At 60.9% G+C, this 25,966-nt stretch carries 21 protein-coding genes; 13 read left to right on the forward strand and 8 right to left on the reverse strand.

Going from position 1 to position 25,966, the window contains the following annotated elements; translation table 11 throughout:
- Window positions 1–10: 10 nt before the first annotated feature.
- The 4 genes from Q0K10_RS08100 to Q0K10_RS08115 are packed head-to-tail and all read left to right on the forward strand — an operon-like array spanning window position 11 to window position 4,365.
- Complete coding sequence (locus Q0K10_RS08100) at window positions 11–2,152, forward strand: hypothetical protein (RefSeq protein WP_294505626.1); 2,142 nt, start codon at window positions 11–13, stop codon at window positions 2,150–2,152.
- Window positions 2,149–2,298, forward strand: a complete 150-nt coding sequence (locus Q0K10_RS08105) for a hypothetical protein (protein ID WP_294505628.1) — start codon at window positions 2,149–2,151, stop codon at window positions 2,296–2,298. The genes Q0K10_RS08100 and Q0K10_RS08105 overlap by 4 nt, the downstream gene beginning before the upstream one ends.
- A gap of 11 nt (window positions 2,299–2,309) precedes the next feature.
- Window positions 2,310–3,908 carry a heparinase II/III family protein gene (locus Q0K10_RS08110; protein ID WP_294505630.1) on the forward strand — a complete coding sequence of 533 codons (1,599 nt, stop codon included), beginning with the start codon at window positions 2,310–2,312 and terminating at the stop codon, window positions 3,906–3,908.
- Window positions 3,841–4,365 (forward strand): hypothetical protein, encoded by a 525-nt coding sequence (locus Q0K10_RS08115; protein ID WP_294505632.1) that lies wholly within the window; start codon window positions 3,841–3,843, stop codon window positions 4,363–4,365. Before Q0K10_RS08110 ends, Q0K10_RS08115 begins: the two co-directional genes overlap by 68 nt.
- A 21-nt stretch (window positions 4,366–4,386) precedes the next feature.
- Here the strand turns inward: Q0K10_RS08115 and Q0K10_RS08120 are convergent, their stop codons facing one another.
- The gene (locus Q0K10_RS08120) at window positions 4,387–5,436 is read right to left on the reverse strand and encodes a Gfo/Idh/MocA family oxidoreductase (protein ID WP_294505634.1); all 1,050 of its coding nucleotides are present in this window, start codon (window positions 5,434–5,436) and stop codon (window positions 4,387–4,389) included.
- A gap of 171 nt (window positions 5,437–5,607) precedes the next feature.
- On the opposite strand from Q0K10_RS08120, the gene Q0K10_RS08125 reads away from it, so the two are divergent.
- From Q0K10_RS08125 to miaA, 4 genes are all read left to right on the forward strand, one after another.
- A complete protein-coding gene (locus tag Q0K10_RS08125) occupies window positions 5,608–7,005 on the forward strand; it encodes a sodium-dependent transporter (protein ID WP_294505637.1) in 1,398 nt (465 codons plus the stop codon).
- A gap of 61 nt (window positions 7,006–7,066) precedes the next feature.
- On the forward strand, window positions 7,067–7,237 hold the full coding sequence (locus Q0K10_RS08130) for a 4Fe-4S binding protein (protein ID WP_294481804.1): 171 nt from the start codon (window positions 7,067–7,069) through the stop codon (window positions 7,235–7,237).
- Between the two features lie 65 nt (window positions 7,238–7,302).
- A complete protein-coding gene (locus tag Q0K10_RS08135) occupies window positions 7,303–8,748 on the forward strand; it encodes a hypothetical protein (protein WP_294505640.1) in 1,446 nt (481 codons plus the stop codon).
- Window positions 8,738–9,625 (forward strand): tRNA (adenosine(37)-N6)-dimethylallyltransferase MiaA, encoded by an 888-nt coding sequence (gene miaA / locus Q0K10_RS08140; RefSeq protein WP_294505643.1) that lies wholly within the window; start codon window positions 8,738–8,740, stop codon window positions 9,623–9,625. Before Q0K10_RS08135 ends, miaA begins: the two co-directional genes overlap by 11 nt.
- Here miaA and Q0K10_RS08145 read toward each other — a convergent pair.
- From Q0K10_RS08145 to Q0K10_RS08175, 7 genes are all read right to left on the reverse strand, one after another.
- Complete coding sequence (locus tag Q0K10_RS08145; protein WP_294505647.1) at window positions 9,610–10,722, reverse strand: GntR family transcriptional regulator; 1,113 nt, start codon at window positions 10,720–10,722, stop codon at window positions 9,610–9,612. The genes miaA and Q0K10_RS08145 overlap by 16 nt on opposite strands.
- An 89-nt stretch (window positions 10,723–10,811) precedes the next feature.
- On the reverse strand, window positions 10,812–12,353 hold the full coding sequence (locus Q0K10_RS08150) for a mechanosensitive ion channel (protein WP_294505650.1): 1,542 nt from the start codon (window positions 12,351–12,353) through the stop codon (window positions 10,812–10,814).
- 146 nt (window positions 12,354–12,499) lie between these two features.
- Window positions 12,500–13,366, reverse strand: a complete 867-nt coding sequence (locus tag Q0K10_RS08155; protein WP_294505653.1) for a radical SAM protein — start codon at window positions 13,364–13,366, stop codon at window positions 12,500–12,502.
- Window positions 13,363–14,121 carry a co-chaperone DjlA gene (gene djlA / locus Q0K10_RS08160; protein WP_294505656.1) on the reverse strand — a complete coding sequence of 253 codons (759 nt, stop codon included), beginning with the start codon at window positions 14,119–14,121 and terminating at the stop codon, window positions 13,363–13,365. Before djlA ends, Q0K10_RS08155 begins: the two co-directional genes overlap by 4 nt.
- Window positions 14,122–14,162: 41 nt before the next feature.
- Window positions 14,163–15,491, reverse strand: coding sequence for a replication-associated recombination protein A (locus tag Q0K10_RS08165; RefSeq protein ID WP_294505659.1), 1,329 nt, complete (start codon window positions 15,489–15,491; stop codon window positions 14,163–14,165).
- 93 nt (window positions 15,492–15,584) lie between these two features.
- On the reverse strand, window positions 15,585–17,402 hold the full coding sequence (locus tag Q0K10_RS08170; protein ID WP_294505662.1) for a DEAD/DEAH box helicase: 1,818 nt from the start codon (window positions 17,400–17,402) through the stop codon (window positions 15,585–15,587).
- A 33-nt stretch (window positions 17,403–17,435) separates the two neighbouring features.
- On the reverse strand, window positions 17,436–18,479 hold the full coding sequence (locus tag Q0K10_RS08175; RefSeq protein WP_294505666.1) for a KamA family radical SAM protein: 1,044 nt from the start codon (window positions 18,477–18,479) through the stop codon (window positions 17,436–17,438).
- A gap of 216 nt (window positions 18,480–18,695) precedes the next feature.
- Here Q0K10_RS08175 and arnA point away from each other — a divergent pair, with 216 nt between their 5' ends.
- The 5 genes from arnA to Q0K10_RS08200 all read left to right on the forward strand — a co-directional run bounded on the left by arnA (window position 18,696) and on the right by Q0K10_RS08200 (window position 25,884).
- Window positions 18,696–20,690, forward strand: coding sequence for a bifunctional UDP-4-amino-4-deoxy-L-arabinose formyltransferase/UDP-glucuronic acid oxidase ArnA (gene arnA, locus Q0K10_RS08180; RefSeq protein ID WP_294505669.1), 1,995 nt, complete (start codon window positions 18,696–18,698; stop codon window positions 20,688–20,690).
- A gap of 12 nt (window positions 20,691–20,702) precedes the next feature.
- Complete coding sequence (locus Q0K10_RS08185) at window positions 20,703–21,590, forward strand: 4-deoxy-4-formamido-L-arabinose-phosphoundecaprenol deformylase (RefSeq protein WP_294505672.1); 888 nt, start codon at window positions 20,703–20,705, stop codon at window positions 21,588–21,590.
- A gap of 96 nt (window positions 21,591–21,686) precedes the next feature.
- On the forward strand, window positions 21,687–22,139 hold the full coding sequence (locus Q0K10_RS08190; protein ID WP_294505674.1) for an NAD(P)H-dependent oxidoreductase subunit E: 453 nt from the start codon (window positions 21,687–21,689) through the stop codon (window positions 22,137–22,139).
- Window positions 22,136–23,860, forward strand: coding sequence for an NADH-ubiquinone oxidoreductase-F iron-sulfur binding region domain-containing protein (locus Q0K10_RS08195; RefSeq protein ID WP_294505678.1), 1,725 nt, complete (start codon window positions 22,136–22,138; stop codon window positions 23,858–23,860). Before Q0K10_RS08190 ends, Q0K10_RS08195 begins: the two co-directional genes overlap by 4 nt.
- The gene (locus tag Q0K10_RS08200) at window positions 23,857–25,884 is read left to right on the forward strand and encodes an FAD-dependent oxidoreductase (protein WP_294505681.1); all 2,028 of its coding nucleotides are present in this window, start codon (window positions 23,857–23,859) and stop codon (window positions 25,882–25,884) included. The genes Q0K10_RS08195 and Q0K10_RS08200 overlap by 4 nt, the downstream gene beginning before the upstream one ends.
- Window positions 25,885–25,966: the final 82 nt, after the last annotated feature.

Consider the following 25,966-nt stretch of genomic DNA (forward strand, 5'->3'; position numbering starts at 1 on the left):
AGGAATATCCATGAAGAAAACAATTCTCGTCACGGCCGCGGCCGCGCTGCTCGCGCTGTCCAGTCCCGCCGGCACGCTCGACGCGATCCGGTTCGGGGACGCCGAAAGCGAAAAGGCGCACAACTTCATCGGAGAAGAGAGCGCCGTCGTCCAGGGGGCGTACAATACCACCGGGCGCAAACTCCTGAAACCGGAAACAGAGAGCTGGCAGAGCGCCCCGATGCGTTTCCGGCTGAAAGTCGATCCCGCAGCGAAGAACTACATCACCGTCAAGTTCTGGGGCGGCGACGTGACGCACGACCACCTTGTGATGTTCATCGACAACAAACAGATGGGATACATGCACCTCGGCGATTACGACATCCTCGACTACGAACAGTGCGAACCGCGCGACGCGCCGCACGCCTCGAACCCGAATCCGCAGTACGCGGGCCGCTTCACCTGCACGACGTTCGTGCTGCCGGAAGTTGCGACGAAAGGCAAGTCCGAAATCGACGTCGCAATCCGCGCCACCGGAAAGATCTGGGGATACGGCAACAATTTCGGCCAGTTCCAGAAAAACGTCTCGCAGGACAGCCGCGGCATCTACGCGGTCTACATCCACTCCGATCCGTATTTCCGGCCCGACACCGAAGTCGCGGTCGAGCCGCCGACTCCCCGCTCCGACATTCCGGAGATCGACCTCGACGCGGTCAAGGCGCGCATCGAGCGCGAACTGGCCAAATGTCTGAAGAGCGATCCGGCGCGTGACCCGTGGCGGCTTCCGCTCGTCGCCGAAGCATACCACGTTCCGTGGTGCAGCGCCTACCGCAATCCGAAAGTTGTCGAATATGTGACCGCCGCGATCGACGCGCTCGCGCGCCGTTTCGTCAAGGAGCCGGAGAAAGTCGTCACGAAAGGAAGCTGGACCGGCTGCGGCGAACAGGCGACCGCACTCATTCTGCTCGAGGACGCCCTGAAACCCGTTCTGGACGAGGAGATCGACAACGGCGCCGGAAAAGCCGTCAAGCGGCGCGACCTCTGGTGCGATCTCTTCGAGGCGAGCACGTTCCAGCTCGTGCGCGACCGCCGCTGGCTCGCAAACCAGAGCCAGATCGTCGACAACAACGGCCACCGCAACAACCGCGCTGTCCACATTCTCGACGACTCGCGCGGCGTGCCGCTCGAAGTGACGCTGAAGTTCATGAAAGAGGCGCTCGGCATCCTGCCGTGGAGCAACGGAATCAATCCCGATCTCTCCAACGCCGACCCGAAAAATACCCCTGGAAAAAACTATTACGAACTTACGAAGAAATTCCTCTCCAAAGAGTGGGGATTCGTCGGCAACTACGGAGAAAGCACCATCTGGACCTCCGCCGACAGCTATGAAGCGACCCTCGACCGCCGTACCGGCAAGGGCGATCCGGAGATCTTCCGGACGATGGAACAGGCCGCGCTCGCGCGCACGATCTTCCGCTACCCCGGCGTGACCGTCGACAACCATCCGGTCATGCGGCTCGAAGTCTACATCGACTGGCGGAACGCCCACTTTCCGGGTGAACCGGCCTATGTCGGCAAGGGGATCGACCTGCGCACGATCTACTACACCGGTAACGAGAAACTGCTCGGCTGCTTCAAGGAGATGCTCGCCGACGGCTATTTTCAGGAGAACGTCGCCGCGAGTCTGCGCCCCGGCAAACGTCCCGATTTCATCGGGCTGCTCCATCTGCCGGAACGTTACACGGAAATCCTGAAAAAACTCGACAAGGCCGAAGGCGGCATGCCGATGCGCGGAGAGGATTTCGTCTTCACTGACGAGGAGATCGGCGTCGTGGCGCTCAAGAACGGATCGGACGTTTTCTTCGCCGAGCTCTACTGGCGTGCCCAGCGCGGCATCAACAACCTTGCAAAATCCATCTGGTCACGCCGCAGGCCGAACACATCGCAACCGTTCATCAGGAGCAGGAGTTCATTCCCTCCGGCAAGTTCAGCACCGAGCCGGACTGGGTGGTCTACGGGTTCCGCCCGAACCGCTTCAACTACCCCGGCGGCTATTATCGGCAGCTCAAAGCCGGCATCAAAATCCCGCAGGCGGAACATGCCGACGACCAGACCTTCATCGGCAAGGCGGAATTCTACCGCTGCGGCTACGGCCCTTACGAGATCGCGATGAACGCCACACGGAAGAACAAAACCTACCGTTTCACGGTTCCGGCCGGGAATTACCGCATTCTTCCGGACGGCCCGGCTGTCGAGGGAGGGACCGTCCTCGAGGTCAAGCCCGGCACGACCGTCGTGCTGTACAAACAAGCGAAATAAGAGGGAGTCCCATGAAACGGCTGCTCTTTCCACTGCTGTTTCTCGGCGTCGTATTTTTGTGCGCAGCCGGGAACGCCCCCCGACTGCTCTTCACGGAGAAGAACATCGCTCACTTGAAAACGCCGGAGGGGCGCAGAAAAGTCGTTGAACTCGTCGAACGCGGCGGGAAAAACCGGATCGAAGCGTGGTCGCTCGCCTACCGCGTGACCGGAGATAAAAAATACGCCGAAAAGGTCCGGGAAAAACTCCTCAAGGAGTGCGTTTCCCCGACCGCCGCTCCCTGGAACGGCGGCCTCGGCGGCGCCCACAAGTGCTATGAAATGGGACTCGGCTTCGACAGCATCCGCGACATGCTCACGCCGGAGGAGCGCAAAGCCATCGCTTCCGGCATCGTCACGCGCGGCATCGAACCGATGCTTGGGGAATGGCTCTTCGGCAAAACCCGCACAACCACGCTCGACTCGATGGGGCACAACTGGTGGAGCTCCTGCGTCTTTCTGCCCGGCTTTGCGGCGTTGGCGGTTTCGGATGAGGAGCCGCGCGTACTGCCGTACCTCGAACGGATCAAAACCGCGACAAAGGAGTGGTTCGAATATCCCGGCAGCATGCTCAACAACAAACCCTCCACCTTCGACCGCGAAGGAGGATTCTACGAGAGTGTCGGCTACGGGAACTACGCGCTTTCAACCTATCTTACATTTCACACCGCCTGGAACAATGCGCGGAGAGACGCGCTGCCGGAAATCCCGCTGCTAAGCAAAGTCGGAGATTTCTTCCTGAACAGCTCTTATCCCTCAAGCGACGGGCTGCTCTCGCTGAACTTCGGCGACTCCTCGCTGCATGCGGACGGCAGCCAGCCGCTGGTCTGGCTCCGTGCGAACGGGCTCGGGAAGGCGCGCCATCTCTGGTATCTCGCGCAAACGGCAAACTCCAGTTACAAGGAGGCAATTTCGCAAAATTCTCCGCTCGGGCAGGTATTCTACCCCTCCGCGGAGGAGCTTGCTAACGCGCCCGCCCTCCCCGATCTGCCGACGAGCGCGCTCTACCCGGACATGGGGTGGGCGGTCATGCGCGACTCGTGGAAAAAGGACGCGACGCTGCTGGCCGTGAAATCGGGCTTCACCTGGAACCACGCTCACGCCGACGCGGGCTCGTTCCTGCTCTTTCACCGCGGCAAAAATCTGCTGATCGACTCCGGCAACTGCTGGTACCCGCATCCGCAGTACGACGCCTACTACCGCCAGAGCACCGCGCACAACGTCGTGCTGTTCAACGGCGAGGGAGAAAATCCGGAGGACACCTATCACGGCTCGAAATTCCCCGGTTCGGTCCACCATCTGATCGATGCCGGAACGCTGAAATATGTGCTGGCAGATGCCACCGGTCCGGTCTCGCAGAATTTCATCCGCAACTATCGCAGTTTTCTCTGGATCGACGACGTGATCCTTGTGATCGACGACCTCAAGACATTCCATCCCGGCAAGTTCGAGTGGCTGATTCACACTGGGGGGGGAAACCGTCCGCAAGGGATTGGATCTGAATGTGACGAAAGGAAGCGCCGACATCGCGATCCGGCCGCTTTTCCCGGAACGGTTCGCCGAGGGATTTGAACACGACTTCCCCGAGCGGGTACGGCTGGTCGAAAAGCAGGGACTCGTCGACCACGCCCAGAACGCCCCGGTGCCCTACTATGCGATCGTGCCGCCCGGCGAAGCGAGAGTCATGAAATTCGTCACGGCGATTCTGCTCAACCCGGGCGATGCACCTGAAATCGAGCGGCTCGAAGCGGTCAACGCCATCGGAGTCCGCATCACCCGCGGCACGAAATCAACCGAAGTATGGCTGAACCTGCTCGCCGACGGCCGCATGCGCCACCGCAACTCCAATAACACGCTCGCCGGATGGGACACCGACGCCTGCCTGCTGGCCGTGACAAGCGAAAATGGCAAACCAGTGCGGTTCTTCTGCGCCAACGGCAGTTATCTGCGGAAGGGAGATGAACTTCTGGTCGACTCCCTGAAGAAAGTGTTCGCCGTCCATGCGGACGGCAAAACGACCATTTACTGAATATTCGGAAAAACCAGCCGGTCAATACGCCGGAATATCTACCCAGGAGCCGGTGCGTTCCGATTCGTAAACCGCCATGACAAGAGCGGCGGAATCGGCCGCATCGGCCATTTCGACTTCGGTCCGGCGCTTCTCCTGAATCGCATCGATGAAGTCCGCAAGCTGAGCGGTGTGGCCTGCGCCGTAGTATTTCTTGCCGACGATCGCCCCCTTCTCCTCCTCGCGAACGGTCAGCGCCTGTTCGATTTCGGCCGCGCGCCCCTCGATCGAGGACTCCACAAAGACCGGCTTCTCGTTCGCATATTCCAGATTTGCCTCGGTTCCGACGATCGTGAGGAAGCTCCGCCACTCCACGCAACTCGAATTGGTCGCCGTGACCGTGCCGAAGAGCCCGGAATCGAACTCCATCAGAAACGCGGCCGTGTCTTCGACCTCGATCACCCCCTGATGCGTGAGGTTCGCCGTGCGGCTCACGAGCCGCTTCGCATTGCCGAAGAGGTAACGCAGCTGGTCGAGGTGGTGAATCGCCTGATTGATGAGGATGCCGCCGCCCTCCCCCGCAACCGTTCCGCGCCAGGCGTCTTTGCGGTAATACTCCTCCGTGCGCAGACAGCTGAAGACGAGATTCACCGTGAGGATCTTCCCGAATTTTCCGTCCGCGACAAGTTTGCGCAGACGGCGGTTCGCGGGTTCGTACCGGTGCTGGAAAATTCCACTCGAAACGAGCTCCGGATGCGCCTTCGCGGCCTTCACCATGACGGCGAGATCCTCCGGCACGCGGCCGAGCGCCTTCTCGCAGATCACGTGCTTGCCCGCGGCGAGCGCGTCAACCACGATCCGCGCGTGGCTCGCGTGGTCGGTGCAGACGCTGACCGCTTCGACCTCCGGATCCGCCAGCAGTTCCCGGTAATCGGTACTGCGACGGGCGATGCCGTACTTTTCTCCGAGGGCCGCGGCCCGCTCCGGAATCAGGTCGCAAAGGTGAACAACTTCGGCTTCCGGCAGAGCCCGGTAGCCTTCGATATGGGTCGGCGCAATCACTCCGCAGCCGATAATCCCGCACTTGACCATGATGACATCTTCCCCGTCTGTAAAAATAGTAAATTCCCGGATTTCACGCCGGACTGATCATTTCATCCTTAATAAGATACCGCTCAAACCGTTATTTTCAAGAAAAAAATTTGCACAATCAACCAGAAAGGAGTATTTTATGCGGATCAACAATTTCAACAGGGATTTCGCATGGACAACAACGACTCTTCCCGCGAGAGCCTCGGTTCGCGGCTCGGCTTCATTCTGCTGACCGCAGGGTGCGCGATCGGGCTCGGAAACATCTGGCGCTTTCCGTTCATCTGCGGCCAGTACGGCGGCGCGATCTTCGTGCTGATCTACCTCTTCTTCCTCATCGCGCTCGGCATGCCGGTCATGGTCATGGAGCTTTCGCTCGGCCGCGCGAGCCGCCGCAATATCTTCGGCGCGTACAAAACGCTCGCAAGCGACAAACGGTTCAAATGGCACTATCCCGGTGCGGTGTTCTTCCTCGGCAACATCATCTTAATGATGTTCTACACGACCGTCACAGGCTGGATGATCGCCTATGCGCTGAAGTTCGCCGCAGGTTCGCTTTCGGAACTTGACGCGGAAGGAGTGGCCGCCCATTTCAACGGCTTTCTCGCCAATCCGGTTGCGATGGCCGGATTCATGCTGTTCACCGTGGCCGGTTCCACGGCGGTCTGCGCAATCGGGCTGCAAAAGGGGGTCGAACGAATTACGAAGTTCCTGATGGCGAGTTTGTTTCTGCTGCTCATCGGACTGTGTCTGCGGACGCTGTTCCTTCCGGGTGCGGCGGAGGGGCTCTCGTTCTACCTTTTCCCGAACCCGGAGTCGATCCGGCACGTCGGACTGCCGCGCGTGATCGTCGAAGCGATGAACCAGGCATTTTTCACGCTGAGCCTCGGCGTCGGAAGCATCGCAATCTTCGGCAGTTACATCGACCGCTCGCACACGCTTCCGAAAGAGACGCTCGCGATTGTGGCGCTGGACACGCTCGTGGCGATTCTGGCGGGCGTCATCATCTTCCCGGCCTGTTTTTCGTTCGGAGTGCGTCCAGACTCCGGGCCGGGACTCGTCTTCGTCTCGCTGCCGAACGTCTTCAACGTCATGCAGGGCGGGCGCATCTGGGGGACGCTCTTCTTCCTCTTCATGAGTGCCGCGGCGCTGACGACGGTCGTTGCGGTATTCGAGAACATCATCGCGTTCCTGATCGACGAACTGAAATTCAGCCGTCTCGCGGCTTCGCTCACAACCGGAATCGGCATCGCCGTGCTCTCGCTGCCCTGCGCGTTCGGCTACAATCTGCTCAGCGGAGTCCATCCGCTCGGGGGGAATAGCACGTTTCTCGACCTTGAGGACTACATCGTCAGCGGCAACCTGCTGCCGCTCGGGAGTCTCTTCGTGGTGCTCTTCTGCACCTCCCGCTACGGGTGGGGGTGGAAGAATTTCCTCACAGAGGCGAACACCGGCAGCGGGATACGCTTTCCATCGGCGTTGCGGATCTATGTCACGGTTGTAATTCCGGTGCTGATTGTGCTTCTTTTTTCAATCGGCTTCGCGAGGCAGTGGTTCGGATTTGACATTTAAGAAAATGAAGTTATATTAGGTGCATTGCCCGTTTCAACAAACAACTCCAAGGAGAATCAAAATGGCGGCTAAGGTTGACAAAGAGAAGTGTGTTGGTTGCGAAGCCTGCGTCGGCGCCTGCCCGGTCGAAGCGATTTCCGTGAACGACGGCAAGGCTGATGTCGATGCCGGTACCTGCATCGAGTGCGGCGCCTGCGTCGGCGAGTGCCCCTCCGAAGCGATCTCGCTCTAAGAGTTTTCGTTTCCGACTACGGCGGAAGGCGCAATGCTTTCCGCTGTTTTTTTTTGGAGTATTCCGTGGACAGGAGATTGACAAGACTGCTCCCGCCGGTGCTGATTCTCGGTGCGCTGTTTCTCTTTGCGCCGGCCTATCTGAGCCGCGACCTCTGGTTCGACGAGGCGCTCACATTCCTCGATTTCGCGCAGCGCGGTTCGCCGCTGGCCATCTACCGCAGTTACGTGATACCGAACAACCAGATTCTCTACACGATTGCGTTGCACTACTGGTTTCAGCTGCTGCCGCCGGGAATCGAGCCGGTTTTCTGGTTCCGACTGCTTTCGTTCCTGTTCGGCATTGCGACGCTGCTGCTGTTCTACCGTTTTTTCCGGGTGCGCATGGCGGGGGGGACGATTCTGCTGCCGGTGCTGACGGCGATGGCGGTTTCCGTGCCGTTCCTGATCTACGCAACGGCGCTGCGCGGCTATATGCCAAGCGCGCTCTTCATTGTACTTGCGCTGCACACGGCGCTGAACTTCGCGGGGAAACCGGAGTGGAAACGCGGTTTCTGGTACGCGCTCGCCTCGCTCGGCGCAGTTGCGACGATCCCGTCGAACCTCGCGGTGCTCGCGGGGGTGGTGCTCTATGCGCTGCCGCTCTTCGGCAACGGCTTCTGGAAGCGGCGCGCATTCTGGATTCTGGCGCTCATTCCGCCGGCGATGTTCCTGCTCTTTTATCTGCCGATCCTCCCCTCGTTCCTCGGCTGCCTGCGGCTCGGAGAGGGGTGGCACAGCGGCTGGGGGGCGCTGCTCGCGGTGCTGGCGGCATTCGTCTACTCGTTCGCGATGCTGCTGCTGCCGGGAACCGGTTCGCTGCTTGCGCTCGACCGGGAGCGATTCCAATGGATCCGGGCGATGCGGCTTCTGATCTGGCTCATTCCGCTGCCGATGGCACTGCTGTTGAAAGTCGCGCCGTTTCCGCGGGTATTTTTCCCGTTCTGGCCGCTCTGGGCGCTGCTGCTTGCGGCGGGGATCCGCGACCTGACCGCGCTGAACTGCCGTCTGCGCCGCCGCTGGAACCGAACGGTCTGGATCGGGGCGCTCTTCGCGGTGGCGGTCGGCTGGGGATTCCTCGCGCAGCAGCCGAATCTGCGGCTCATGTTCTCGCGCCGCTTCGGCGGAGCGGGGGCGGACGACTACTTCTACGGTTACTATCTGCGTCCGGAACATACGCCGTCGCGCACGGCCTTTGAAATTGCCGAGCGGTTTGAAGGACGGCCGCTGGCGGTATACGCGAGTTTCCAGGCCGATCCGTGGCCTCTGATGTTCTATCTGAACACTTCCGGAGCCGATTTGCGCGATTTCCGGTTCGACGGTCCGCGCGGACCGGTGAAGAATCTTGAACGCGGCACGCTGGTGATCCTGCGTTCGGACGAATCGGCACAGCAGATCGAGCAGCGGTTCCACCGCCGGCTCAAGCTGCTCTTCTCCAATGCGAATCATGGGGTCTACACTGTTGAACGCTGAAGAGATCACAGTCATCATGGGGCCGACCGCTTCGGGAAAAAGCGCACTCGCGCTCGACCTCGCGCGCCGGTATGGCGGAGAGATCGTCTCGGTCGACTCGATGCAGCTCTACCGGGGGCTCGAAATCGGAACCGCGCAGCCGACCGCGGAAGAGCGAAAACAAATCCCGCACCATCTGGTCGGCTGTTTCGACTTCCACACGCGCGTCGACGTATTCACCTACGTGAAACTTGCGGATCAGTCCATCGCACAGATCCGCGCGCGCGGCCGGAAACCGATTCTTGCCGGAGGAACCGGCCTCTATCTGCGGGCACTGCTTTACGGTCTCGACGAACTGCCCGCCGACCGCGAACTGCGCCGGAAACTCGACGAAACCTACGACTCCGATGCCGGTGCGGAAGCGCTGAAACGGCGTATGGCCGAACTCGATCCGGACGGGCTCGCCCGCTGGGGAAACTGCCGTCGCCGCCTCATCCGCGCGCTCGAAGTGCGGCTGCTGACCGGAAAGTCGATCCTCGAACTTCAGAAGAACCCGTTCGACGAACTGCGCTATCCGGTACGGGCGGTGCGGCTCGATCCGCCCGCGGATGAACTCAAGGCGCGAATCCGGTCCCGCGCCAGACGGATGCTCGAAAACGGCTGGATTGAGGAGGCCTCCGCCGCCGTGAAAGCCGGACTGCTCGAAACCCCGACCGCCCACCAGGCGATCGGCTACCGGCTCATCGCTGATTATCTTGCCGGGAAGTTCGGATATGAAGAACTGTACGAGCGCATCAGCACCGTCACCTGGCAGTTTGCGCGCCGCCAGCGCACCTGGTTCCGCCACCAGCACCCCGAGGCGGAGGTGTACGGCAGCGACACTCAAATCGTTCTCTGATCGGTAAATTCCGCCGGAATTCGCAGCACCTCGCCGGGGGCGTTTTCCAGCACCATGCGCTTGAGCATGAGCCCGGCCGCGCGTCCGAGTTCCGCGTAGGGCCGCGACACGGAACTGTAGCGCGCGCCGAAAAGCGGATCGAGATTGCAGTAGTGCTCGAAGTAACAGACCGAGACATCCCGCCCCGGCTTCATCCCCTTCGCATTCAAAAGGGCGTCGAAGTAGGAGAGCGGCAGATTGCTCCCCTCCAGCACGAGCGTGGTCCGTTCATCGACAAGTTCCGGCAGCAGCCGCGTCTCGAACTCCCGGAAGAGCGATTTCGCCGCGAGCTCGTCGAAGAGCATCTTCTCAAGTTCGAATTCCGCCGCCCCCGGGGTGTTGCGAGCGACCGAAAGCGAACGCTCGACCGAATAACGGTCAACCCCCGCGAAGAGCATGCGCGAACGCCCGTGCGCAGCCGCCTTCGCCAGCGCCTTCGCCAGCGCGGGCTGTTCATCGATATAGACCCCGGGATGGCGCCGCGACAGAAAGTCTCGGGAACACGGATCCTCGGCCGAAAAGATCAGAACGTAACGCACCTGCTTCGCATCGAATGACTCGACGATTTCGAACGCTTCATCTCCGGAAGCGAAGATCTGGCCGTTGATGAGGAAACCGTCGATTCCGGCACTCTCAATGAGATGATTCAGATAACTCCTGCGGGCGGCGCCCGAAAGCGCGGGCATGAGCACAAGTCCCGCCTCCTCGGCATTGACCGCCTGAACCGCCCCCTGCTGAATCGCGGGGTCGTCACTGCGCAGTGTCGGCGCCGCAGGCAGAATGCAGAGACGCCGAAGTGCAGGCGCCCTCCCCTCCGGCGGCGGAGGAGGATTCACGTAAACCCCCTTGCCGCGGCCGCGTTCGCGCCGGAGCAGCCCCTCGTTCGCGAGCAGCGCGACAGCCTGACGGATCGTCATGCCGCTGACCTCGAAGAGTTCGCACAACTGCGGATAACTCGGCAGCTTGTCGCCGACGCGGTAGATGCCGCGCCGGATCCGTTCGCGCAGAATGGCCGCGATACGGCGGTATTTGATTTCGTTCGACTCGGGATTGTTCATTCTTTCAATGTATCACCAAACGGTCGTCCCTGCAAGCGAAAAAAGCGGAATCCCCGGCAGGAGATCCCGCTTTTGCAGCGTGTTCCGGCTCACTTCTTCGTGATTTTCCGATCCCACTCTTCCAGCTTCCTCGCTGCGAACTCGCGACCGCCGATGCCGAAGGCGATCGCCGCCGCCACGCAGATCGCGCCGAGCAGCAACGCAAACGCGATTTCGACGATCCGCCCGTTCAAATTCAGCGTCGAGAGCGCGACCGCGCCGGTGAAAACCAGCACCGCCACGCGCACCGCCGTCGCGAGAAATTCCGAACTCTCCCCCTTGCCGCGCAGCGCGTTCGCCGCGAGGTTCGCGAGGAAGATGCCGACCATCATCACCACCACCCCGACGATGATGTTGCCGCCGAAGACGATGAAGATCCGGATCAACGCCGCGAGCTCCATGAAACCGAGCAGTTCGCAGGCCGAAACCGCGGCGAACAGCATGATCGCGAGAAATGCGAGCTTGCCGACCACGGCGGAGGGTCTCACCGTCGTCTCGCTCTTCGGCGCGAATCCGAGCGACGCGATCAGGCGGTCGAAGCCGAATCCCTCGAAAAGCTGCGTGACGATTCCGGCCACGACGCCGCCGACGATGAACGCGACGAAAACGAGCACTCCCGCACCGATCACACTGCCGGTTGCGTTCAGAATCATGTCAAAGAATTTCGAAACCGAGTTGGTCAACGCCTCGATCTGCAACGCGTTCAGCGCCGAAATCACCACCGGAATCGCCACGAGCACATAGGCGACCAGACCCGCGAGGTAGGAGATTCCCCGCTCGCCGAAAAGATTGCCGCCGCCGGATTTCTTCCCGAACTCATCGAGCCGCGAGAGAAACAGCAGCCCCGCCACCGCGCGGCGCACGATGCGCGCAACGAAGAGCCCGACCACGAGAATCGCTCCCGCCGCAATCAGATTCGGAACAAATCCGAGCAGTTTCGCAAGCATGCCCTCAAGCGGCTCGGTGATGCCGTTGATGTTCAACGCCCGGAGGATCGCCGGGACGAAGAAGAGCAGGACGATCCAGTAAATCACGCTCCCGGCTATCTGGCTGAACGGCTTTGCCACTCTGACGTCACTCTCTTTGCCGTCGGTGACGTCGATCTCCGTCCGGGGGGAAAACTTCTCGTCGAGCTTCATCACCGTCATGACTGTAACCGAAAAATATTCGAGCACCGAAGCCGCCACCCAGGCCACAAACACGAGCAGTCCCGCGGCGATGATGTTCGCACCGTACCCGACGACCGTATTGACGAACTCCCGGATCGGTCCGGCGGCCTCCGAGAGATTCAGTGCCGTCAGACACCCGAGAATGGTCAGCAGAAGAATCATGTAGAATACGATCCGCGAAACCACCTTCTCGATCTTCGAACCGGAAACCGATCTCTTTCCGCCCGGAAAACTCTTTTCGAGCTTTTCGTCGAGCCCGAAACTCCGCACCGCCTTGCCCGCCAGCCCCGCGAAAAACCACGCCAGCAGCACTCCGACGATCAGAATCAGCAGCGCCCAGACCAGATTGAGGATGTTCATGTCCACCACAATCTGCCAGATTTCCTGCCAGAAATCGGCAACACTTTGAGAATTCCCGTCCATACGCGCTCCCTTCGGTTAAGTGAAAGATTCTTTATCCGGAGTTTTCTCCCCCGACCTGTGATTTACCGTAGCATGTAGATCTCGGATTTGCAAGGAAAAATGTGACGGCATCGGCAAAAAATCGCGCAGGACTTCCGAATTATTCTTCATAACTCGGCGGGCAGAATCCCGGGGCCGGATTCGTCCAGCACGCCGGAATCGAGCACGCTTCTCAACCGGGAGATCAACCGCGCTTTGTCCGCCGGAAAACGTGCTTCGAGCGGCAGAGGATTCGATGTGTGGTTCGCACGAAAAACAGTATGTTCGAGTTCCAGATTCTCCACCAGCGTCAGCAGTTCCGCAACCGTCTCGGCCTCGCTGAGCAGCTCGAATTCCCCGAACGGTTTTCCGAGCACGGGAACAAACCGCAACGCGGAGAGCAGCCGCGGCTGCATCGCATTGAGCGCTTCAGCCGAGCGGACGGCATGCTCACGGCTGTACACGCGTCCGCCGAGTCCGAGCAGCACCATGACCGATGCGCGCAATCCGCACGCCTGTGCCCGCCGGACCGAGTCGATCATCTGCGCGACCTGTTCGGTTTTTCCGACCCGGTCGAGAAGCGGCTGCATCCCGGTTTCGAGTCCGAGGTAAAGCGTGTGAAACCGGAGCGTTTTCAAAACTTCAAGGGCAGAATCCTCATAGCGGGCAATCGAGCTGCCGTTCGCATAGGAGTTGATCCGCACAAGACGCGGGAACGCCGCATTCAGCGCCTCAAGAATCCGCCGCAGCCGGTCGAATCCGAGCGCCAGAACATCCCCGTCCGCGAGAAAGATCCGCCGGACACCCGGACAGCGCCGTCCCGCCGCCGCGATTTCGTCGAGCAGTTCCAGCTCCGGGCGCGGCCGGTACGCCACGCCCTTGTACATGCCGCAGAACCGGCAGCCATTGTGCGGACAGCCGTAAGCCGCCTGAAAAATCAGACTCTCCGCCTCGGCGGGAGGTCGGTAGAGCGGCTCAACGTAACGGGGAATCATGAAATATTGCGTGCCTTCTTCAACTCGTCATATGCCTGATTGATGCGCTGCATCTCATTTTTGGCGAACTCGACGAACTCCGGCGGCAGCCCTTTGGCCTGAATTTTGTCGGGATGAAACTCGGCACATTTTTTCCGCCAGGCGCTCTTGAGCTCCTGATCGGAAACGGAGGAGGAGCAGCCGAGCACTTCATAGTAGGCCTCAAGCGAACACTCCCGCGACGCAACTCCGCTCCCCGCTCCGGAGCAGAAGAACGCATCGACATATCCGGCGAATCCGAATCGATTCTCCGCATAAATCAGAATCGCCCTCTCACGCGGGTCGAGTTTTCCATCCACAATTGCCAGTTCGCACAGTACTCCGAGAAATTGCTGGAGCAGATCCCGGTCGGCGACGGCTTCCGCCATACGGTCGACATACCACTGAAACGGAACGTCGTTATCGCGCGCCGTATTGAAAATCTTCCGAATCGCATCGCGCTCGAGCGAGGCAAAATTCCGTTCGATGAAAGTGCGGATATACGCCGCTTCGCTGCGGCTGACCACCCCGTCCGCTTTCGCAAGTTTCGCGAGGCATGAAAAAATCGCCACGACAAAAAGCGCCTGTTTTTCCTCTTCCCCGGAAGCCGGGGACGACTGCCGAGCGCCGATTTTTCCCTCCGCCCAGTGTCCGAGCAGCGCGCCCAGCGCGGCCCCCCATGGACCGCCGAGCATTCCGCCGACGGCGCCGCCCGCCAATGCACCAACCCAACTCATTCCTGTTCAACTCCTTCTCATAAATCCGCCCGGACCGGCGGTCAGTTTCTGCCGCTGTTCTGCTGCCGCTCCTTTTCGCGGCGCAGGCGTTCCCAGTAGGCGAGACGGCGGCGGATCTCCCGCTCGAATCCCCGTTCGGGAGGATCGTAAAACTTCTTGCGTCCCATCTTCTCAGGAAAATAGTTCTGCCCGGAAAATCCTTCGGCCGTATCGTGATCGTAGACGTACCCCTTGCCGTACCCCGCCTCCGCCATGAGTTTCGTCGGAGCGTTCAGAATATGCGGCGGAGGCATGAGCGAGCCGAACTCCTTCGCCGCACGGCGCGCCCTCCCCCACGCCGTGTAGGCGCTGTTCGACTTCGGCGCGCTGCCGAGATAGATGATCAGCTCCGCAATCGCGAGATCCCCCTCCGGTGAACCGAGCCGCTCATACGCGTCCCACGCTGCCAGCGCCATCGGCAGCGCCTGCGGATCGGCCAGACTCACATCCTCCATCGCGAACCGGGTCAGCCGCCGCAGCAGATAGAGCGGATCCTCGCCCCCCTCCAGCATCCGGGCAGCCCAGTAGAGCGCCGCATCGGTGTCGGAACCGCGCAGGCTCTTGTGCACCGCACTGATCAAATTGTAATGCCCCTCGCGGTCCTTGTCATAAATCGGCGCCCGCTGCTGCACGAGTTTCAACAGAGCCGCGGCGTCGAGCGTCTCTCCCTCCGGCGCGAGATCGTAGACAGTCTCGAGCAGATTGATGAGGTATCGTCCGTCGCCGTCGGCCAGTTCGATGAGTGTTGCCCGTGCCTCGGGCGTGACCGGAAGCGGCCGTTCGAGCAGCGTCTCGGCCCGACGGATGATCCGCCCGAGCGACTCCGCATCGAGCGCATTCATGATGAACACCTTGCACCGGGACAGCAGCGCGCTGTTCAGTTCAAAGGAGGGATTCTCCGTCGTCGCGCCGACCAGCACGACCGTGCCGTTCTCAACGTAAGGCAGAAAACCGTCCTGCTGCGCACGGTTGAAGCGGTGGATCTCGTCGATGAAGAGCAGCGTGCCCTCTCCGCAGGCACGCCGTTTCTTCGCCTCTTCGAACGCCTTGCGAAGATCCGCAATTCCGGAAAACACCGCGGAGAGTGCGACGAAGTGGAGCTGCGTCCGCGTCGCCATGATCCGCGCAAGCGTGGTCTTTCCACACCCCGGCGGTCCCCACAGCACGAAACTCGCCAGATGCCCCGAGTCGATCATGCGCCGCAGCGGCGCCCCCTCGCCGAGCAGATGATCCTGTCCGACGATCTCGTCGAGCGAGCGCGGGCGCAGCCGGTCGGCCAGCGGCCGCGAGACGTTCGCGGCGAACAAACTATCCTCATCCGTGTCGTTCATGGTTTCCGGCGCTCCCTTTTCCGTGCTGCAACTCCGCCCTGCGCGGACGCGTTTCTCTCCGCATACCATACCACACAAGCCGGAAAAATACAACTACTTTTTCCCGCGGCGGCGCTTCTCCTTGAGTTCGATTCCTCCGGAAATCTCCTCGACCCAGCTTCGCAATCCGGTTGTTCTCTTTTCCGAAGTGCGTTTCATGCGGCGTTCCGGCCTCGTCACGGGGACGCGGGAGGGTGCGGAAGCGGGAGCCGGCGTGGAAGCACGGCGGGAGGTCCTGGCCGGTGCACGCTCCGCGGCTTCCGCCACACCTTCCTCCGGACGCGGCAGGGCAAGCCGCGCCGTCGGGCCGCCGCGCCGGAAGGCGGCGATCACCTGCTCTGCCGCCTCGAAGTCCACGTTGACAAAACTGAAGCGGTCGAAACAGTCGATCCGGCCGACCCGGCTCTTCTTGAGACGCGCCTTCTCCCAGAGAAGATCGAGCATCTTCACGGCACCGTAGCCGTCGAGTTTGCCGACGCCGATGTAGAGTCGCGTGGAGCCGTGATCGTCCGGCATGCTCTCCCAGGAGCGGCGGTCACGTTTCTTCGGGCTGAAATCGCGGTAGTTCCCCGGCAGAAGCTCATCCTTGAACCGCAGCTGAAGCACGGCGGCGAGCACCTCGGAAGGCGAGGCACCCAACTTCATAAGTTCCTCGGCGAACAGAATATACTCACGATGAGAACCTCCGTTGAGAACCTCCGAAACGAGCGCGGAAAAATGTTTTTTCTTCTGTTCGACGATCTCCTTTCCGCCCGGGAGTTCGCGCTTTTCGATCTGCGCGTTGGCCTCGCGCCGGATCATCGTCAGCCGGCGGTATTCGGCGGGCGTCACAAAGGTGATTGCCGTGCCGCTCCGCCCGGCCCGTCCGGTGCGGCCGATGCGGTGGACGTAAGTCTCGGCCTCCTGCGGCATCGAATAATTGATGACGTGCGTAAGATCACTGACATCGATGCCGCGCGCGGCAACGTCGGTCGCGACGAGAATGCGGAATTTCTTCGCCTTGAACTGATTGATGACCTTGGTGCGCATCGCCTGCGTGATCTCGCCATGCAGCGCCTCGGCCCGATAGCCGCGCAGCTTGAGCCGTTCGACGAGCTCATCCACATCGTTGCGGGTGCGGCAGAACACGAGCGCATAGATCTCCTCTTCCAGGTCGAGGATGCGCGAAAGCGCTTCAAATTTATCCTCTCGCCGCACTTCGAAATAGATCTGTTCTGTCAGATCGGTGCTGAGCTGGCTGCCTTCGACGTGCACGACCTCGTACTCCCCCATGAAGCGCTCGGCGATCTTCAGGATCGCGGGCGGCATCGTGGCGGAAAAAAGCAGCATGCGCCGCCCGGGACTGGTCTCGGCAAGAATCGCTTCGATCTCCTCAATGAATCCCATGTCGAGCATTTCGTCGGCCTCGTCGAGCACCGCAAACCGGAGATGGGAAAGATCGAGTGCGCCACGCCGCACGAGATCGAGCACCCGCCCCGGCGTGCCGATCACAATGTCGACGCCCTCCCGCAGACGCTGCAGTTGCAGTTCGATCGCCTGTCCGCCGTAGAACGGAGCAATGCGCAGACGGCTTCCGCCTTTGAGAGAGTTCAACTCCTCGGCGATCTGGATCGAGAGTTCACGGGTCGGAGAGAGTACGAGCGCCTGCGGTTTCCTTTTCCCGGGTTCGCAGCGTTCGATCATCGGGATTCCGAATGCGGCGGTCTTCCCGGTTCCGGTCTGCGCTTGCCCGACCAGATCCCGATCCCCGGAGAGCAGCTTCGGGATCGTGAGGATCTGAATCGGGGTCGGAGCTTCGAACCCCTTCTTTTTCAAGGCATTCAGAGTTGACTCCGAAATGCCGAGTTTGCGAAATTCATCAAAATCGTTCATGGGTTTCCTCTTACGCGGGATGGAACGGATTGTTCAGCGCGTTTTATTGTGAAGACTGGTTTGATATGGAATCGCCTTTTCCCCGTGAATGTCCCAGTAACACCCCGGGCCGGCCGAGTAATCGGGCTGAAGCGCCACCTTGCCGCCCCCCTCCGGCAGATCGATCGCGAACGTCGGAACCGCCAGCGACGAGAGGCGGGGACGGAATGCCCGCAGAATTTCAAGCCCCTTTTCGATCCCGGTCGCAAAGTGACGCACCCCGCGAACCGGGTCGACGTGAAAAAGATAGTGCGGCTTGACCCGCATCGCGACGAGGGAACGGAAGAGCTGTTCCAGTGTCGCGGCATCGTCGTTCACCCCTTTCAGCAGCACGGTCTGGTTGATGACCGGAATTCCGGAAGAAACCAGACGGGCGCACGCCGCACGCGCTTCGGAGGTCAGTTCGCGCGGGTGATTGAAATGAGTCGCGACCCAGAGTCCCGGAATTCTCCGCAGATAATCGCAGAGCGCCTCGTCGATCCGCTGCGGCCAGACCGCCGGAACCCGCGTCGCAATGCGGATAATCTCGATCGAATCGACCGCGGCAACGGCGTCGACGATCCGCCGGAACCGTTCGAACGGCAGCATCAACGGGTCTCCGCCGGAGATCAGCACCTCGCGAATCGCGGGGGTGCGGCGCAAACAGGCGCACGCCGCCTCAAGTTCGGCGTCGGAAATGTCTTCAAGCTCCGTTCCGCTGGTCCAGGTCCGTTTCCGGAAGCAGAAGCGGCAGCGCATCGCGCATCGTCCGGTCGCAAGCAGCACGGCCCGGTCGGCGAAGCGGTGAATCAGCCGCGGGACGGGCATCTGCGCCTCTTCGGCGAGCGGATCGGTGCTGGAAGAATCGTCCACAAGCTCCGCCGGATCGGGCAGAGCCTGGCGTGCGACAGGGTCGCTCCGCCAGTTCTCAGGGTCGATGAGCTTGAGATAGTAATCGTTGACATACACGGGGAAACGCGATTCGACTTCGGCGAGTTCAGGAGGGAACTCCAGACCGAGTGCCTCAAACGCCGCCCGCGCGGAATTGTAAAACTTCATGATCGGACCAGTTTATCATTCTTTCCACAAACAAAATTTTATTAATATACCATCACCCCCCGGGAAAATCCACGTTTCCGGCCAAAGAAAAAGAGCGCTCTCCATCGCAAAATTACAAAATTTCCGTTTTTTCGGTGCGGCTTCTGGAAAACTTTGCGAAGCAGAAGTATATTATGCCGCGATAGTGCTGTCATCTCTCAGAAGGGAATCAACAAGATGAAATGTGTCGTATTTGCGTATCATAATATCGGCCGTGCCGGAATCGAGGCGCTGCGCAGAAACGGATTTGAAATCAGCGCGGTATTCACCCATCGTGACAATCCCGGGGAAAATATCTGGTTCAACTCGGTTGCGGAACTCGCCGGCGAGTACGGCATTCCCGTCTTCGCGCCGGAAAGCGTGAATCACCCGGTCTGGATCAACCGGATCCGCGCAATGCAGCCGGATTACCTTTTTTCATTCTATTACCGGGAGATGCTCGGAGAGGAGCTCCTCGCGATTCCGCCGAAGGGGGCGCTGAATCTTCACGGTTCGCTGCTGCCGAAATACCGCGGCCGGGTGCCGATCAACTGGGCGATCATCAACGGCGAAACGGAAACCGGTCTTACGCTGCACTACATGACGAAACGCGCCGACGCCGGCGACATCGTCTCTCAGGAGAAAATCACCATCACGCGGGACGATACGGCGAAAACCGTCTTCGACAAGGCGACCGCCGCCGCCGCCGTGCTGCTCGACCGCGAGCTTCCGAAGCTCGCAGCGGGAACCGCCGCACGCACTCCCCAGGACGAGTCGAAGGCGACGAAGTTTCCGGGACGCAAACCCGCCGACGGCGAAATCGACTGGACGAAGAGCGCCGAAGCCGTCCGCAACCTGATCCGCGCGGTCACGAAACCGTATCCGGGAGCGTTCAGCTTCATCGGCGACCGCAAGTGCTTCTTCTGGTCGGCGGAGGTGGTTCCGGCCGAACGCAAGGCCGCGCCGGGCACAGTGCTCAGCGTCTCTCCGTTCACGATCGCCTGCGGTGAACAGGCGTTGCGGATCAAGACCGCCCAGCTCGAAAACGGGGTGTTCATGACCGGCGACCAGCTCGCGACCGACGCACGCATCGTGCCGAACATGATTTTCGGCGCGAACCCGAAGAAGTTGCGCGAAGCGAAACGCAGAAAATCCGTGCTGATCCTCGGCGTGAACGGCTTCATCGGCAGCCACCTCTCGGAACGGTTGCTCGACTCCGGGAAATACGAGGTGTTCGGCCTCGATTTGCGCAGCAACTACATCGACCACCTGATGGAGCGTGATGGCTTCCACTTCCGCGAGGGGGATATCTCGATTCACCGCGAGTGGATCGAATACCACATCCGCAAGTGCGACATCATCGTTCCGCTTGTGGCGATCGCAACCCCGATCGAGTACACGCGCAATCCGCTGCGGGTCTTCGAACTCGATTTCGAAGAGAATCTGCGCATTGTCCGTTACTGTGTGAAGTACAACAAGCGGATCATCTTCCCGTCGACGAGCGAAGTCTACGGCATGTGCCAGGATCCGCAGTTCGACGAGGACAACTCCAAACTTGTGACCGGTCCGATCCGCATGCAGCGCTGGATCTATTCGACCAGCAAACAGCTGCTCGACCGCGTGATCTGGGCCTATGGAGCGAAGGGGCAGCTGCAGTTTACTTTGTTCCGGCCGTTCAACTGGATCGGGCCGCGGCTCGACAGCCTCACGAGCGCCCGGATCGGCTCTTCGCGCGCGATCACGCAGCTGATTCTCAACCTCGTGCAGGGTTCGCCGATCCAGCTCATCGACGGCGGCGAGCAGAAGCGCTGCTTCGTGGACATCACAGAAGGCATCGAAGCGCTCTACCGCATCATCGAAAACAAGGACGGCAAATGCGACGGGGCGATCATCAACATCGGCAACCCGGAAAACGAAGCGAGCATCAAAGCGATGGCCGAGATGCTTGTCGAAAAATTTGACAAACATCCTTTGCGTTCGAAGTTCCCGCCGTTCGCGGGCTATCTCGTGGTGGAGTCCGGCGCGTTCTACGGCAAGGGTTATCAGGACGTGCAGCACCGTGTTCCGTCGATCCGGAATGCGAAACGGCTGCTGAACTGGGAGCCGAAGATTCCGCTGGAGCAATCGATCGAGACGACGCTCGACTTCTTCCTCGCCGAAGCGATCAAATCCGGTGAATTCAACCTCGACTGAACCGGCCTCAAGATGAAGACCATCGCACTTCGCATCGACGTGGACACCTACCGCGGCACCGGCCGCGGTGTGCCGCGTCTCTGCGAGATCCTGAAAAAACACGGGGTCAAGGGGACCTTTTACTTCTCGGTGGGACCGGACAACATGGGGCGCCATCTCTGGCGTCTCCTGAAACCCTCGTTCCTCTGGAAGATGCTGCGCACGAACGCGGCCGGGCTCTACGGGCCGGAAATCGTCCTTATGGGGACGGCCTGGCCGGGGCCGAAGATCGGGAAAAGATTTCACTCCGTGATCCGCGACACGATGGAGGCGGGTCATGAGATCGGTTTCCACGCCTGGGACCATCACAAGGCGCAGGCGAAACTCATGTCGATGAGCGAAGCGGAGATGGCCGATGAAATCAGCCGGGGACTCTCATTTCTCGCCGGGCTCACCGGCGGGATCGTCCGCACCAGCGCCGCTCCCGGCTGGCGCACGAACGCCCGGCTGCTCGAAGTGAAAATGCGCTACCCTTTCGAGTACAACAGCGACTGCCGCGGAACGCATCCGTTCTACCCGGTCGTGAACGGGAAACGGCTCGATCAACTGCAGATTCCGGTGACGCTGCCGACCTACGACGAGGCGCTCGGGCGGGACAGCGTTACCGATGCGAATTACAACGATCACCAGATCGGCCTGCTGACGGAGGAACGGCCGAACGTGCTGACCATCCATGCCGAGGCGGAAGGCGGAAAGTGCGCGGAGATGTTCGACGTTTATCTCGACCGGGTGAAACAACTTGGCTATGAAATCATTCCGCTGGGCGAACTTGCCCGGCGCGTGAAGGATTCCGCGCCGGACGGAGCGATGGAACTGCGGGAGTTTCCGGGACGCGAAGGCGTTCTGGCCGTGCAGAAATAGAGGACAGATTTACGCAAAGCAAAATGCAGAACAGGCACTCTGCGCCGCGCCACGGTGCGGAGTTCCGGAAAAGGTGAAACAGGAGTTTCAAAAGGAATGGATCAAAAGTACGCGTTTCTGGAGAAGGTCGGCAAGGAGCCGTCGAACCTCATCAAGGGGTTGCAGGCGGTTCAGGGCGCCGAAGGGTACGTCTCCGACGAGAGCATCGCGGCGATCTCCGAGTATTTCGGGATTCCGGCGGTGGAGGTCGAGGGCGTGTTGAGCTTCTACGCTCAGTTCAAGCGGGTCAAACCCGGCAAATACAAGATCGCGATCTGCGACGGAACGGCCTGCCACATCAAGGGTTCGACGCAGGTCGGCGAGTGGCTGAGCCGTGAGCTCGGCATCCAGTCGGGCGAAACCGACGCCCGCGGCCACTTCTCGCTTGAGACGGTCGCCTGCCTCGGCTGCTGCAGCCTCGCCCCGGTCATGAGCGTGAACGGCCGCGTCTACGGCAAGCTCGACCGCAAAAGCATCGTCAAAATCCTGAAGGAGTACGAGAACAAATGAGCCAGGAAAAAATCAAGAAGATTCGCGTCGGCGTCGCCAGCTGCGGCGTGGCCGCGGGTGCGGATGCGGTGCTCGAACTCCTGCGTTCCCGCGCGGAATCGATTCCGGTCGAAGGGACCGGCTGTCTTGGGCACTGCTATGCCGAACCGATGGTCGAGGTTCTGCTCGACAACGGGGACTCCGTCTTCTATCGCAATGTAAAGGCCGAGGACGGCTACATCGACAACATCCTCTCTCTCGGGGAGAAGGACCGTTTTGAAGTTCCTCCGGCCCGAAAGGCGAAGGAGCTCATCAAGGTGCTTGCGCTGGCCGGCCGGATCGACCCGACCCGTTTCGAGGACTACACGGAAAACGGCGGCTATGAAGGACTTAAGCGCGCACTTTCGATGACGCCCGTCGAAGTTGTCAATGAAGTCAAACTCTCCGGACTGCGCGGTCGCGGAGGCGGCGGCTTCCCGACCGGAACGAAGTGGAGTTTCCTCGCGGCGAAGGATACGCCGGAAAAGATCCTCATCTGCAACGCCGACGAAGGCGACCCGGGCGCGTTCATGGACCGCTCGCTCATGGAATCGGTTCCGCACCAGGTGCTCGAAGGCATGCTCATCGCGGCTTACGCGACCGGAGCGACGAAACTGTTCATCTACTGCCGCGCCGAGTATCCGATGGCGATCCGGCATCTGAAGATCGCGATCAGCCAGATCTACGAGCACAAGCTCAACGTCATCAACGGGCGCGAGCTTGAGATCATCATCAAGGAAGGCGCCGGCGCGTTCGTCTGCGGCGAAGAGACCGCACTCATCGCGTCGCTCGAAGGGCAGCGTGGAACGCCGCGTTTCCGCCCGCCGTTCCCGACCGACAGCGGCTGGAAAGGCTATCCCTCGATGATCAACAACGTCGAGACGTTCGGCAACGTGCCGCTGATCCTGCGCGAGGGTGCGGCGGCGTTCGCGGCGATCGGCACCGAGGGGAGCAAGGGGACGAAACTTTTCGCGCTCGCCGGCGACCTGAAAAATCCGGGTCTCGTCGAGGTTCCGATGGGAACGACGCTGCGCGAAATCGTCTTCGACATCGGGGGAGCGGATCCGGACAAGGTCAAGGCGGTTCAGACCGGCGGCCCCTCCGGCGGCTGCATTCCGGTCGAGCTCTTCGATACGCCGGTCGACTACGACTCGCTCAAGAAACTCGGTGCAATCATGGGTTCCGGCGGCATGATCGTGATCGGCAAAGACCGCTGCATGGTGGAAACCGCGCGTTACTTCCTCGACTTCACGCACCGCGAGAGCTGCGGGAAGTGCACCTTCTGCCGTGTCGGTACGACCCGCATGTTCGAGACGCTCGAACGCATCGTCGCCGGCAAGGGCGAGATGGCCGACCTGGAGTTCCTCGAGGACATCGGGCCGAAGATCCGCATGGGCTCGCTGTGCGGCCTCGGACAGACTGCGCCGAATCCGGTGCTCGCGACGCTGCGCTACTACCGTCACGAGTACGAAGCGCATGTGAAGGATCATCAGTGCGAAGCGCTGCAGTGCAGCGCGCTCGTGGACATGCACATTGACAAGAGCAACTGCATCAAGTGCAAGCTCTGCGTCAAGACCTGTCCGGTCGGAGCGATTTCCGACGATCTCGTGATCGACAATGAAAAGTGCACCCGCTGCAACGCCTGCAAGGACGTTTGCCCCAAGAAGACCATTCACCGGGTCAAGAAAGGTTCCATACAATGAGCATTGAATTTATCCTGGACGGCCGGACTGTCACGGCGGAACCCGGCCAGACCATCATGGATGTCGCCAAAGCCAACGGGATCCGGATCCCGGGGCTCTGCGGCGAAGCGCGCATTTCCAAGACCACGAGCTGCTTCGTCTGCGTTGTGCGCGACAAGAAAACCGGCCGCTTCCTGCCGAGCTGCGCGGCGAAACCATCGCAGGGCCAGGAGATTGACGCCTCCTCCCCGGAGGTTCTCGACATGCGCAAGACAGCGCTCTCGCTGCTGCTCTCGGAGCACACCGGCGACTGCGAAGCCCCGTGCACGATGGCGTGCCCGGCTCATGCGAGCGTGGAAGAGTACGTCCGCGCCGGGCGCAAGGGCGAGTTTCTGAAAAGTCTCGAAATCATCAAGAAGCGGATTCCGCTGCCGATGTCGATCGGCCGTGTCTGCCCGCGTTTCTGCGAGAAGCAGTGCCGCCGCAACGTCTACGGCGAACCGGTCGCGATCAACGACTTCAAGCGTCTCGCGGCGGATCTGCACTATGACGAATACATGGAGGAGCTCCCGGAACTGACCGGGAAGAAAGTCGCGATCGTCGGCGCGGGTCCGGCAGGACTCTCGGCGGCCTACTATCTGCGGCTGGAAGGAATTGAGCCGACGCTCTTCGACGCCCAGCCGAAGGCCGGCGGCATGCTGCGTTACGGCATTCCCGAGTACCGTCTGCCGAAGGCGACGCTCGACCGCGAACTCGCGCACTTCCCGAAGATGGGAATCCATTTTGAGTTCGGCCGGAAACTCGGTGACAATCTCTCGCTCGACGAACTCAAGGCGAACTTCGACGCGGTCATCGTCGCGGTCGGCTGCTGGAAGGCCTCCGGACTCCGCTGCGAGGGCGAAGAGCTCGCGAAGCAGGGCATCGAGTTCCTGTACGAGGTGGCCTCGAACGGCAACAACGCGCCGAATCCGGGCAAGGTCATCGTGGTCGGCGGCGGCAACACCGCCATGGACTGCGTGCGTACGAGCGTCCGCCTCGGCAGTCCGGATGTGAACTGCTTCTACCGCCGTACCGAGGCGGAGATGCCGGCGGAGAAGATCGAGATCCATGAGGCGCGCGAAGAGGGGGTGAACTTCCACTTCCTCGTCGCTCCGGTCAAGGTCGAAAAACGCGGGGACAAGCTCGTCATGACCTGCCGCCGCATGCAGCTCGGCGAGCCGGACGCTTCCGGGCGGCGCAAGCCGGTCGAGATTCCGGGCAGCGAATTCGAGACGGAAGCCGACACGATCATCGCGGCGATCGGCCAGGGAACCGTCGTGCCGGCGGGAATCCCGACCAACCGCTTCCGCAACATCGATGTGAAAGCGGACACCTGTCAGTTCGGCGACCGGCTCTACGCGGCGGGCGACTGCCTCTCCGGCGCGGCGACTGTGGTCGAGGGCGTCGCCTCCGGGCGGCAGGCCGCGCTTGAAGTGACCAATGCGCTGCTCGGCAAGGCTCTGCCGGTGGATCACACCGTCTACGTGAGCCGCGGCAAGTGGCAGGAGCTCGCGAAAGAGGATCTGGTTTTCCTGCGCGATGACGTTTCGGAGGATCCGCGCGAGAAACAGCAGCTCATCAGCCTTGAACTGCGCAAGAACTCCTTCAAGGAGGTCGCGGCGACCATGACTCCCGAGCAGATCCTGCACGAGGGGCAGCGCTGCATCGAGTGCAGCTGCACGGACAAGGAGGATTGCAAACTCCGCAAGTTCGGCGACGAGTATGGCTGCAAGGCCGATTCGATCAAGGGGGAACGGCTGCCGGTCAGCTACGACATCCGGCATCCTTCCATCATTCAGGATCGCGGCAAGTGCATCAAGTGCAGTGTCTGCGTGAAAATCTGCAAGGAAGTCGTCAATAAAACGCTGCTCTCCCCCAAAAAGCGCGGTTTCGCAACCTACATCGGAACGGCGTTCGACCAGGGCTTCCCGGCGAGCTGCGCGGAGTGCGGAGAGTGCATCAACGCCTGCCCCGTCGGCGCGCTCGACTGGCGTATCAAAAAGTAAAGCGAACGATCCCGCCGGAACCATCCGGCGGGATCATTCGAATCGATTGCCGCGGAACGGGTTTCCTGCCGTTCCGCGGCAT

Origin of the sequence: uncultured Victivallis sp. (assembly GCF_944391105.1) — a bacterium.
Taxonomy (GTDB): Bacteria; Verrucomicrobiota; Lentisphaeria; order Victivallales; family Victivallaceae; genus Victivallis.

Coding starts and splice junctions, on each gene's coding strand:
- Q0K10_RS08200 (WP_294505681.1), top strand. CDS start 23,857: ATGAGCATTGAATTTATCCTGGACGGCCGGACTGTCACGGCGGAACCC.
- Q0K10_RS08110 (WP_294505630.1), top strand. CDS start 2,310: ATGAAACGGCTGCTCTTTCCACTGCTGTTTCTCGGCGTCGTATTTTTG.
- Q0K10_RS08170 (WP_294505662.1), bottom strand. CDS start 17,402: ATGAACGATTTTGATGAATTTCGCAAACTCGGCATTTCGGAGTCAACT.
- arnA (WP_294505669.1), top strand. CDS start 18,696: ATGAAATGTGTCGTATTTGCGTATCATAATATCGGCCGTGCCGGAATC.
- Q0K10_RS08195 (WP_294505678.1), top strand. CDS start 22,136: ATGAGCCAGGAAAAAATCAAGAAGATTCGCGTCGGCGTCGCCAGCTGC.
- Q0K10_RS08190 (WP_294505674.1), top strand. CDS start 21,687: ATGGATCAAAAGTACGCGTTTCTGGAGAAGGTCGGCAAGGAGCCGTCG.
- Q0K10_RS08145 (WP_294505647.1), bottom strand. CDS start 10,722: ATGAACAATCCCGAGTCGAACGAAATCAAATACCGCCGTATCGCGGCC.
- Q0K10_RS08155 (WP_294505653.1), bottom strand. CDS start 13,366: ATGATTCCCCGTTACGTTGAGCCGCTCTACCGACCTCCCGCCGAGGCG.
- Q0K10_RS08105 (WP_294505628.1), top strand. CDS start 2,149: ATGAACGCCACACGGAAGAACAAAACCTACCGTTTCACGGTTCCGGCC.
- Q0K10_RS08175 (WP_294505666.1), bottom strand. CDS start 18,479: ATGAAGTTTTACAATTCCGCGCGGGCGGCGTTTGAGGCACTCGGTCTG.
- Q0K10_RS08100 (WP_294505626.1), top strand. CDS start 11: ATGAAGAAAACAATTCTCGTCACGGCCGCGGCCGCGCTGCTCGCGCTG.
- djlA (WP_294505656.1), bottom strand. CDS start 14,121: ATGAGTTGGGTTGGTGCATTGGCGGGCGGCGCCGTCGGCGGAATGCTC.
- Q0K10_RS08130 (WP_294481804.1), top strand. CDS start 7,067: ATGGCGGCTAAGGTTGACAAAGAGAAGTGTGTTGGTTGCGAAGCCTGC.
- Q0K10_RS08185 (WP_294505672.1), top strand. CDS start 20,703: ATGAAGACCATCGCACTTCGCATCGACGTGGACACCTACCGCGGCACC.
- Q0K10_RS08120 (WP_294505634.1), bottom strand. CDS start 5,436: ATGGTCAAGTGCGGGATTATCGGCTGCGGAGTGATTGCGCCGACCCAT.
- Q0K10_RS08150 (WP_294505650.1), bottom strand. CDS start 12,353: ATGGACGGGAATTCTCAAAGTGTTGCCGATTTCTGGCAGGAAATCTGG.
- Q0K10_RS08125 (WP_294505637.1), top strand. CDS start 5,608: ATGGACAACAACGACTCTTCCCGCGAGAGCCTCGGTTCGCGGCTCGGC.
- Q0K10_RS08165 (WP_294505659.1), bottom strand. CDS start 15,491: ATGAACGACACGGATGAGGATAGTTTGTTCGCCGCGAACGTCTCGCGG.